Source organism: Aquiluna sp., from assembly GCF_965064355.1.
Map to the genome: position 1 here is coordinate 1 of NZ_CBCHRQ010000046.1, position 10,536 is coordinate 10,536.

A 10,536-nucleotide genomic window follows, 5' to 3' on the forward strand; every position below is an offset into this window, starting at 1 on the left:
GACATCCCAGATCACGTCTATGAGGGCCTCAAGGCCTCTCCGGTGACCGATGTGCATGTCTTTGGAAGACGTGGACCAGCTCAGGTGAAGTTCAGCCCACTAGAACTTCGTGAGGCACTTCACATTGAAGGCGTGCAGTCAATCGTCTATGACGAAGACTTCCAATACGACGACGGGTCTCAAACCGCTATCGATAGCAACAACCAGATTCGTGTAATGGTGAAGACTCTCGAGGACCTAAGACAGAACCCTCAGGCTATAGAGGAGCGCAGGTTGCACCTGCACTTCTTCTCAGCCCCAGTTGAAGTTCTCGGTGAAGACGGCAAGGTAGTTGGCCTTAGGGTGCAGCACACCAAGCTCGATGGCACCGGAAACGTAACGCCAATTGATGAGTTTGAAACCTTCCCGATTCAGGCTGTTTACCGCGCAGTTGGTTACTTTGGTTCTCCGGTAGATGAGATTCCTTTTGACTCTAAGTACGGCGTGATTCAAAACAGTGAGGGTCGAGTACTAGACGGCGAAGGCAAGCAGATCCCTGGTGTTTACTGCACCGGCTGGATCAAGCGCGGCCCAGTTGGACTAATTGGTCACACCAAGGCAGATGCCATTGAGACCATCTCACACGTCATTGCAGATAGAGCAATGTGGTGGACTCCTGCTAAGCCTTCCGAGGCTGAGATTCTTGAGACTTTGGATTCTCGTGGTGTGAAGTATTTGGAGTGGAAAGACTGGCTGACCCTTGATGCCAAAGAGCTTGCTCTTGGTGCCCAGGATGGGCGCGAGCGTAAGAAGCTATTTGATCGCGAGGAAATCTCCTCGATTCTTGAAGGTTCAAAGTAGTTGGAAAAGCTATCCGGTAAGCGTCTTCGCAAGGCACAAATTGCGATGCTTATCGCCTTTGCCTTCACCGGTCATATCGCACTTAGCTCGGTGGCCTGGGTGCCGGAATTCATCGACCGGCTAGATGTGTCTTTTGCTACTTGGGGAACCATCATTGGGTTTGGCGTGGTGGGCTCGATTGTCCCGCTGTTCTTTGTCTCCCGGCTGATTATGCGCTTTGGCCCGAGGACCCTGATTCGCTTCGGCAACTACTTCAGTGCGATATTTTTGGTGCTGCTGGGACTGACCTCTAACCCATTTATCTGGTTCTTCCTAAACATGGCTTTCAACTTCTTCATCTCGATCCTCGGCGTCTCGGTCAACTCACACTCGGTGCTATTGCAGAAGCAGATCAAGAAAAACGTGATTGCTCGCTTCCACGCCGGCTGGAGCATAGGTGCGGTGGCAGCGGCAATGACCGGTGGTCTGTCGACACTGGTATTGGATCTCGAGCAGTACCTGATCATCGTCGCAATCTTGAACGTCATCATCTTTGAGTTCGCCTTGCGCTGGCTGCTATCCCCAACCGAGGACGGTCACCTAGAGGAGCGTGCCGGGGTTGTAAAGCGCAAGTTCTTCCACATCCCAGTCCAATTGGTTTGGTTGGCTCTTGGAATTATCGGAATCGTCTTCCCTGAGGTTGCGGTCATCGACTGGGCTGCTGTTTTTGCCCGGGACATCTTGAATGTTGAACTCGCGCTTAGGTCGCTACCGTTTGCCACCTTTATGATCGGCATGATCATCGGCCGCCTCTCGATGACTTCGCTGGCGGAGAAATACCACCCGAATCTAATCGCCTCTCGAGGCGCATTCTTAGCGGCTGGAGTTCTAGCAATGGCTGCACTGTTTGCGCCGCTATTGGCTGACACCTCCAGCACCCTAGCTCTTGCTGCCACGATGCTGCTGTGGTTTCTTGCCGGTCTTGGCCTAGCTCCGGGTGCCCCTACCTTCATATCTGCCGCCGGTCACATCCCAGGAGTTTCAACGGCGTGGGCGGTTTCTAGATTGTCGCTTATGAGCGCGATCATGCAGGTTATGGCAAAGACTCTCATGGGTGCGCTAGCAGAAGGGGTTGGCCTATCTCTCGCATTCTTCTTCCCGGTTGCACTGGCTATCGCCTCAGGACTTATCGCCCATCAGTTTGCCCAGAAGGCCAAGCAAACCGACCTTGATTCCGTTTCTCCGCCAACCTCACCGATGCCGCTTGTTGTCATAGAAGAAGAGCGCAGGTAATCGATGACGCTTTTTGCAATTGGCAATAACCCAATGAACTATGCCTGGGGTTCAAGCCCGCTGCTCTCGGATCTACTTGGGATCGAAGAACCCGAGTATCCAATCGCAGAGCAATGGTTTGGCACGCACCCAACAGCACCCGCAAAAGTCCTTGATTCAGCGGGGGGTTCACTCGCCGATCGCTATGGGCAACTTGGTTATCTGGTGAAGTTTCTAGCTGCCGCAAATCCGCTCTCTATTCAGGCGCATCCAACTAAAGAACTTGCGGAACGACAGTTTCTAAACCATCACCCGTCCTACTCAGATGCCAATCACAAACCTGAGTTGATCGTTGCAATCACCGACTTCCGAGCACTGTGTGGCTTTAGGCCGCTGGCTGAAATGAAGGTTGACCTAGAGGAGCTAGTGAAGGCCAACGCGGGCTTTGCCCCGCTTGCCGAAGTGTTTGCCCTTGGTGGTTATCAGGCAGCCATGCAGTGGGTGTATGAATCTGATCCGGAGCTAATCCTCACGCTGGTTGCCAATGCAGCAGTACTTGGTCGCAAGCGCGATCGCCTTATCGAGCAGCTGTTCCAGCTTTACGGCAGAGACCCGGGCATCTTGGTCTCGGTCTTCATGAACCTAGTAGCGCTTTCACCAGGCGAGGGTCTGTATCTTCCGGCCGGCAATATCCACGCCTACCTTGAGGGTCTAGGCGTTGAGGTTATGGCTAGTAGCGATAACGTGCTGCGCGGGGGATTGACTTCAAAGACCGTCGATGTTCGTGAGCTACTTAGGGTCTTGGACTACAGCGAATTGGCCGAGCCAAAGATTGCTGTGAAGAAGCTCAGCCAAGGTATTTGGGAGTATTCAACTGCCGCAGAGGACTTCAACGTCTATCGGGTAGAGCCAAGCTCGAGCGTGCTGTTGATGGATCTTGACTTGCCAAACACCGGCATTGTGGTTTGCACCCAGGGGGAGCTAACGATTTCCACTAGCAAAGACGGGACGCTAAGCATTTCTCGCGGCAAGGCAGCTTTTATGGCAGATGCCAGATTGTTCTCGGTTACCGGTAGCGGAACCGGCTTTATCGCACTTGGCTAACGGAAGTTAGTGAACTGAAGGTCAACTTCAAGGTCTGATCCACGAAGCAAAGACATGGTGTCCTGTAGGTCATCTCTTGACTTAGAGCTAACGCGAAGTTCATCGCCCTGGATCTGAGCCTTCACGCTCTTAGGCCCCTGGTCGCGAATGATCTTCGAAATCTTTTTGGCGTTCTCTTGGTCGATGCCGTTTTTGAGACTGCACTCGATTCGAAACTCTTTGCCCGATGGGTAAGGCTCTCCGGCATCCAAAGACTTGAGGGATATGCCGCGCTTGATCAGCTTGGTCTCGAATACGTCCAGCACAGCTAGAGCGCGGTCTTGCGAGTTGGCTTTGATCATTACCTTTTCACCGCTCCACTCAATTGAGGCGTCGGTGCCCTTGAAGTCGTAGCGCTGCTCGACTTCCTTGGAAGCCTGGTTTAGGGCGTTGTCCGCCTCTTGGTGGTCAACTTTGGAAACTACGTCAAATGAGGAATCAGCCATGAGGCAAATTCTAGCTAGTGGCTTGTCTCGCCGTTGAAGAACGCACCACCAAATCAATTGGCCAGGTCGTTAGTTGCTCAACGTTATTCAGCAGCTTGTCGTCGCTAGCCTCAAGGATGTCAACCAACATTTCCGCACCCCTAGCTCCTTGAGCATTGGTTTGCTGGTCGATGGTGGAAAGACCATAGAACTCACCCATCGGGTGTCCATCCATCGCGATAACGCTGATGTCCTGGGGGACTCTTAGACCAAGATCGCGGGCCGCCTGAATGGCACCAAAGCCCATCTCATCTGATGCACAGTAAATAGCTGTTGGTGCATTGCGGGGATCGCCAAGCATTTGCTTAGCGGCAACGTAACCGCCACTAACCGTAAAGTCAGCCTCGGCCACCCACTTAGGGTCAAAGTCCAGATTCGCATCCAAAAGCGCTTCTTGGTATCCGGTGCGACGAAGGTAGGGCTGGTGGAAGTCCATCTCGGTGGCAGGAGTTCCGGAGATCATGCCCACCTTCCGGTGACCAAGGGAGATTAGGTGTTGAGTTGCAAGGCGTCCAGCACCCTCGTCATCAATCGAGATCGAACGCGCTCCAGGAATCGGCCCACCAATTCCAACGATCGGCTTTTGCAGTTCGCTCAATCTCTTGAGCTCACTCTCGGAGAGCTTCACCGCAACGGTTAGCACGCCATCTACTCGCTTACGAAGCACTAGATCTTCAAAGACGCGCTTGCGAGAGGCAGGTCCTCCGGAAAGACTGTAAAGCGTTACATCGTAGCCACGGTTTACCAGAGCGTTCACCGCTCCATCCAATACCGCGGAGAAAAACCAACGGTCGATGTATGGCATCACAACGCCAATGTTCTTGGAGCGGCCGGTAGCCAAGGTGTAGGCAGAAGACGATGCCACATAGCCCAGTTCCTGTGCGGCCTTCAGGACTTTTTCACGTGCGCGAGCTGAGACGTGGCTCTTGCCATTTAGAGCTCTAGAGACTGTCGCTGTAGAGACACCTGCGCGCTCTGCAACCTCGATAATTCCGACCATAATCTCAAACTGTAAAGCTTTACAATCTTTGCCGCTAGTTAGAGCAGCGAAAATGGGCTATTCTTTTGCATCGCGTGATAAAAAACGTATCTGGCTAGTTACCCAAGTGGCCAAAGGGAACTGACTGTAAATCAGCTGGCTCAGCCTTCGGGGGTTCGAATCCCTCACTAGCCACATCGGGAAGCCCCGCCAATACTGGTGAAGACCAGTAGAAGCGGGGTTTTCTTAACTCCGTTGTGCACATTGTTGTGCTTACGCTCCCTTTAAGTACGACGCCAAGGCTTCTACGGCAGCAACCTGAAGCGTCTCAGTCACATGTGAGTAGATGTTCATGGTTGTCGTTATATCTGTGTGACCTAGCCTTGCTTGGACCACCTTGGGACTCACCCCTGCCTCCAGAAGCTGAGTAGCGTGAGTGTGGCGCATTCCTTTAATTGTTAGGTGCGGCAAGTAAAGACCCGATTGTTGGGCTCTAATTAAAGTCTTGGACCAGCGCTCGCCGATGTCACCAGGATTTCGAACAGTGCCGTCGAGATTTCCAAATACGAAAGCATCACCTCTGACGAATTGAATGCCTAATTTGGCTCGTTCGGACTTGTGAGACTTTAGAACATCCAATGACTCTTGGTCCATCCTGACGGCTCTCTCTGAATAAGTCTTGGTTGGCTTGGTTGCCTTTCGCAATCCCGAGTCAGACGCCCGTCGAATAGAGATGACTCCAGTTTCAAAGTTGATGTCATCCCACTGGAGTGCCACACCTTCTCCACGTCGGATTCCAGACATAAAGTACAGGCGCCACAACGCATGTAGGTCATCCTCGTAGACTCCCTTATTCCAATCCAGAAATGTTGACAGTTCACTTGGTGACCAAGTGCGGAGCTCTTGTTTCTGCATCTTTATTGACCTTGCGGTAGGCGCCTGTATTGCCTTGGGATTGTTTCGCGCGTGGTTTACCTTCACGAGGCCATCGTTCAAAGCGGAACTAAGTATTGAACCGAGGACCATGTGAATCTTGTTTACGGAATTAGCTGACAAGCCACTGCCTGAAGTCAACCTTCCGCGGTTACCACTCTTCTCTAAATCTCGATAGAGCTTCGAGATAGTGCTGGGTACAATCTGTCCTACTTTCAGTTTCCCTAGGTGGGGAACCAAGTGGACCCGAATAATCTTCTCGTATCCCATCAAAGTGGCATTTGCTAACTTCTGATTGTCTAACCACAGTTTCGAATAGCACTCAAAAGTCTCTTTAGAAGCCCTTGGGGTCAGACCACTCTGCGCCTCAATCAGAACCTTCTGCATTTCCGAATGTGCCTCCTTCAAAGTGGCGTAGCCACCTTTAGAAAGTCGCCTGAGGGGACTCTCCGAGTCAAAAGGGTCATCTCGAAAGCTGGCTTGCCACCTGTATCGAGTGCCCCCTCGTGTCTTATATGCGTAGGCAGACCCTTCGCCGTAGCTCCTGGACTTCTTTCGCGCCATTAGTTGCCATCCTTGTCGGCGCCTAGTAGTCGCAGGAAGGGCCTGAGTGGAATCAAAGTCCTCTTGCCTAGGGAGATGGACGGAATCGAGCCATCCAGTATTCCGCGGCTAACTGTCCGAGGGTCGCACTTCAACAAGGTGGCTGCATCAGTCCTGCTAATCACAGCCTCATTTGAGTTGAGGTAGTCATCAATTGACATTTTTGTTCTCCTATCTGGAACTCCTTCTTGGAGTTTCCAATGTTATCTTCAAGTTAGTACCCCCTACGGAGGAGGTACTACAAGAAACTCTAGTGAACGAATTCAGACTTGTCAATACCCTTTATGAAAGGGGTTCTAGTAGGATTCAAGAATGGGGCTGTCATTCAAGTTGGAAACCGTTGGGGTACCTGACGGTAAACCCATCAATTTCGGGCCCTTTGACCAAGAGACAGGGACTCAGCAGTCCATACCTTCATCCCTGACTCGAAGGGTTGTGTACTCGGAACTCGGGGTGTCTGCAGTCGTTGAGTGTGTGTTTACTGGCGACAAGCTTGAAATTCAGCGCATTTCAGTCGAAAACAATGGCAAATTCGTATCTACAAAAGTTTTGACTCAGCTCGCTCTACCAGCTGTAATCCGAGCGCTAGCAATCGAGGTCGTACCTAATTCGAAGCTTTGGTCAGAGCTAAAGCCGAATCAGGAGTTCAAACTGGAAAGCCCGACTTTCTTGGCTCAGGTTTACTGGTTTGAGCACATCAGCTGGGGGAGTCCTAGGGGGAGCATCATGAGTTACATGAATTGGTCACGCACGAATGCCAACTTCCACATTTCCAAGATAGCTCGTGATTTCCCGCTCCCAGGGCCACATTCCCAAGAAAGAGTCTCCAAAGGCCCTCAACGAAGTAGGGGAAATTAATCACATGAGCGCATCATCTACCACCACATCGAACCTGACCTTTCTGTGTCAGATGCAAAAAGTAGGCTTGTAAACATGGGTGCTCAAATTATTGATAACAGCCGAGTTCGCCTGGCGGATGTAATAAATGAAATTGCACCTTCATTTACCGAGCTTTCCATTGCAACTGGATACTGGGATTTACTTGGTCTGCAAAAAGTCATTAAGAGCATTCGCTCCTACGAATCAATTCGATTGCTAATCGGGCAAGAACCTCTACCTCCGAGCTACGCAAAATCGCTGGACTTAAACAAGTTGGATGAGACATTCCCAGAGTCACAGTTAATCGCTTCTCTATCTGCGCTTGAACACAGGAACGAGCTTCGGGACCTTGTGGTAGAAGTAAAGAAGCTAATTGCAGACGGGCGCCTCACCGTAAAGATTTATAGGGGCAACTTCCTTCATGCGAAAACTTACATTTTTGGCTCATACAAATCAAAAGAGGCCATCGGGATTATTGGCTCTTCAAACTTCACCGAAGCGGGCCTTACGAGAAACATCGAATTAAACGCACTTGAAGACGAGGGACGCATCGTAAAGTTCGTACCTCAAGTTGACACCGACCAAAATGGACATCTGAGCTGGTTCGAATCAATGTGGAACCATGAAAAATCAGAAGTGTGGAACGGCAAATTCTCAGAAATACTGGAGACATCGCCTGTTGGAGACAAACTTTTTTCTCCATATTTGATGTACATAAAGACTCTTTACGAGCTGTATTCAGACGAATTAGTTCCAGACACACAAGTCTCCAAAAATATTGAAGATGTCCTATACGAGTTTCAGCTGAGAAACGCAAAACTCCTTTTGAAAAAACTTCAAAAAAATGGTCTGGCCATGCTTGCAGACTCTGTAGGTCTGGGAAAGACAATTACTGCTGGCGCTGTCGTTCGCCATTACTTAGAGGAGTTAGGCTCTCGCAGAGTTTACGTAATTGCGCCAGCTAGCTTGACATTCCAATGGCGCGAAGATTTGGCAAAAGTGCACGGCCTGTTCCATGGTTTTGAAGTTATTTCGATGCAGGACCTAGGGCGAATCAAGGCAGAAAGAGCCATCGATAAATACGCAAGCGTGGACCTATTCGTAGTTGATGAGGCGCACAACCTTCGAAGTGGAGGAGGAACACGGCATGATGAATTACTCGATTGGTTTAGTGAAAACCCTGAGAGCCACGTCCTCCTACTTACAGCTACACCAATCAACAATTCTTTGACGGATTTTGTAAATCAAGTTCAACTTGCCGCAAAGGGAAAGCTGGAATCATTTCCAGTTGTTTACCCAACAACTAAAAAGAATGAGGTTATTGACTTTTTTGATGCCGTAAAGAGACTCACGAAAGATATCAATACAGCGGAACAGGAAGGCAAGACGCCAGACTTCGACAAAGTCAACAGGGTAATGCGTCAGGGCCTTCGTCACTTCCTAGTTAGGACAACGAGAAGCGGAATCGAGCGTGAATTCGGGGGTATCACTCAAAGCGACGGCACGACCCGAAGGTTTCCTGAATCAAAGGTCATCCCAACCCCCTACGAGTTCTCACCTGAGTCTCTCGCTCAGCTCAGTGACATCTGCAAATCCAATTCCAGCATTTTTGAGAAAACTACTCCTGAGCGCCTGGATGTAGGTTGGCTGCTAGAGCGCACCCAGCGCGCACAACATCCTCTGGACGTTATTACGGACGAGTCCTACATGCCCGAGGGAGTCTCAGAAACTCCATTTGAACGAATTTTTCAGGTGCTCCTGCTTCTGGGCTTTGCCCCATACAAGTCTGAGGTTTACAAGCACAAGTTCTACAACAAGACGCCAGAAGAGATTCGGACGTTCCGTCTAAAGCCCGAAGAATCCTTCCGAGTAAATAGCCAACTTAGTGTTCACAACATGCTGAGAGTCACTTTGCTCAAGCGACTAGAGTCTTCTCAGTTTGCTCTAAGAAAATCACTGGAGAACTACCTTGGCAGACTGAACGAGTTCGAGTCTGTACTTGTCAACCAAAACCTCATTGCCTCAATCAAGGACATTAGAAATCTTCAGAATGTGTATGGAGATGACCTTGAGGGATTGAACGGAGACTCACTCGACGAGGCTAGCGAGTTGGTACCTGCGGACCCGAAAATATTTAATCTAGATGCAATCAAAGCGGACTTAGCACGTGACCGAAACCTTATTCGGGTCCTAATTGAAATGTGTAATGTCCTAGGCGAAAAAGACAGCAAACTTGAGAGCTTCAGTACCTTGCTCGAACGTCTTCGGAGAGATAAACCAGCGGGTAAAAAGGTACTAATTTTTAGCTACTACTCAGACACTGTCTCCTACCTTCAGGAGAGTTTGCAGAGCTACTACACCAGCGAATCTCTGGAGAAAGTCGCGGCCTTCACTAGCGGAAAAAGTAAGAGTCAAGTTGAAGAACTAGCTAAGCGATTCTCACCTGTCTCCAAAGGTGGAGCTGAACAAGTTGCGCGTGACGGTGAAATTGACATCCTTTTTGCAACTGACGTTTTGAGCGAGGGGCAAAACCTACAAGATTGTGGCCTCCTAGTGAATTTTGACCTTCACTGGAACCCTGTTCGCATGATTCAGAGGAACGGGCGCATTAATCGATTGGGCTCAGAGCATTCTGATGTCTATATCTACAACATCCATCCAGACGTTGACTTAGAGGAGTATCTGTCACTCGTCAATCGACTTGAGCGAAAGATTGACCGAATTAGGTACACAGTCGGAACTGACCAATCGGTTCTTGGAGAAGCGGCCAACCCAATTGAGTATGTAGATGACATAGACGTTGCCGCGAAGAATTCTGAGAAGCAGCCGTTTCTTTACAACGTGGAAGATGCATCTCAGGTTTTGAGAAGCCTCGACGATGATGAGGACCTACTGAGCGAGGATGAGTTTGTTATGGACCTCCGAGACTTTGAAAAGAATGCTAGTGAGGAGGAAAGGAGCGAACTTGCCAAGATTCCAGAAGGTAAATGGGGCGCTCTTTCAAACGATGGGGCAAGCAAACTAGACAACGCTCAAGCCTTATCACTAATTAGAATCTCAGGAGCAGTCGCAGATACGGGTGCGGAATTTGTAAATCACATTTTTGTAAGCACTACATCTTCGGTGGGCCCAGTGGAGACCATGGAAGCACTCTCAGCTTTGCGCTTGGGGCGTAGCCAGAAAACACCTTTAGTTGACAATCTGAATCTTGACAGAAACTCAATTGTCCACAGAGCTGTGCAAGTAGCAAAGTCCCACGCTCGAACCACGCCGTCATTCTTCAGATTTACTCCAACAGTCACAAAGGTGTTAGACGCAATGAAACATCTATCGCCTTCAACTGACTTACATAATGCCCTGAGAAAAATTACGACCAAGCAAGAGAGCAAGCGTGCGAAAGCATTAGTCGACCGCGCTTACAGA

Annotated in this window: 8 protein-coding genes and 1 tRNA gene; 5 read left to right on the forward strand and 4 right to left on the reverse strand. The window is 50.0% G+C overall.

The annotated features are described in order from the left end of the window. The 3 genes from AC128V_RS04975 to manA all read left to right on the forward strand — a co-directional run. A partial coding sequence (locus tag AC128V_RS04975) for a ferredoxin--NADP reductase domain-containing protein (protein WP_482763581.1) occupies nucleotides 1-840 on the forward strand: 840 nt, incomplete at its 5' end. Then, nucleotides 841-2,112: an MFS transporter gene (locus AC128V_RS04980; protein WP_482763582.1), complete on the forward strand. Its 1,272-nt coding sequence runs from the start codon at nucleotides 841-843 to the stop codon at nucleotides 2,110-2,112. Between the two features lie 3 nt (nucleotides 2,113-2,115). Next, complete coding sequence (gene manA, locus AC128V_RS04985; protein ID WP_482763583.1) at nucleotides 2,116-3,195, forward strand: mannose-6-phosphate isomerase, class I; 1,080 nt, start codon at nucleotides 2,116-2,118, stop codon at nucleotides 3,193-3,195. Here manA and AC128V_RS04990 read toward each other — a convergent pair. Both AC128V_RS04990 and AC128V_RS04995 read right to left on the reverse strand, forming a co-directional pair. After that, nucleotides 3,192-3,680 carry a YajQ family cyclic di-GMP-binding protein gene (locus AC128V_RS04990; protein WP_482763584.1) on the reverse strand — a complete coding sequence of 163 codons (489 nt, stop codon included), beginning with the start codon at nucleotides 3,678-3,680 and terminating at the stop codon, nucleotides 3,192-3,194. The genes manA and AC128V_RS04990 overlap by 4 nt on opposite strands. A gap of 10 nt (nucleotides 3,681-3,690) precedes the next feature. Next, the gene (locus tag AC128V_RS04995; RefSeq protein WP_482763585.1) at nucleotides 3,691-4,719 is read right to left on the reverse strand and encodes a LacI family DNA-binding transcriptional regulator; all 1,029 of its coding nucleotides are present in this window, start codon (nucleotides 4,717-4,719) and stop codon (nucleotides 3,691-3,693) included. A 92-nt stretch (nucleotides 4,720-4,811) separates the two neighbouring features. Here AC128V_RS04995 and AC128V_RS05000 point away from each other — a divergent pair. After that, nucleotides 4,812-4,893 (forward strand) — tRNA-Tyr (locus AC128V_RS05000). A 78-nt stretch (nucleotides 4,894-4,971) separates the two neighbouring features. Here AC128V_RS05000 and AC128V_RS05005 read toward each other — a convergent pair. Continuing rightward, nucleotides 4,972-6,195: a tyrosine-type recombinase/integrase gene (locus AC128V_RS05005; protein WP_482763586.1), complete on the reverse strand. Its 1,224-nt coding sequence runs from the start codon at nucleotides 6,193-6,195 to the stop codon at nucleotides 4,972-4,974. Further along, the gene (locus AC128V_RS05010) at nucleotides 6,195-6,395 is read right to left on the reverse strand and encodes a hypothetical protein (protein WP_482763587.1); all 201 of its coding nucleotides are present in this window, start codon (nucleotides 6,393-6,395) and stop codon (nucleotides 6,195-6,197) included. The genes AC128V_RS05005 and AC128V_RS05010 overlap by 1 nt, the downstream gene beginning before the upstream one ends. A 742-nt stretch (nucleotides 6,396-7,137) precedes the next feature. Here AC128V_RS05010 and AC128V_RS05015 point away from each other — a divergent pair. Beyond that, nucleotides 7,138-10,536, forward strand: a 3,399-nt coding sequence (locus AC128V_RS05015; protein WP_482763588.1) for a helicase-related protein, incomplete at its 3' end; no start/stop codon positions are given.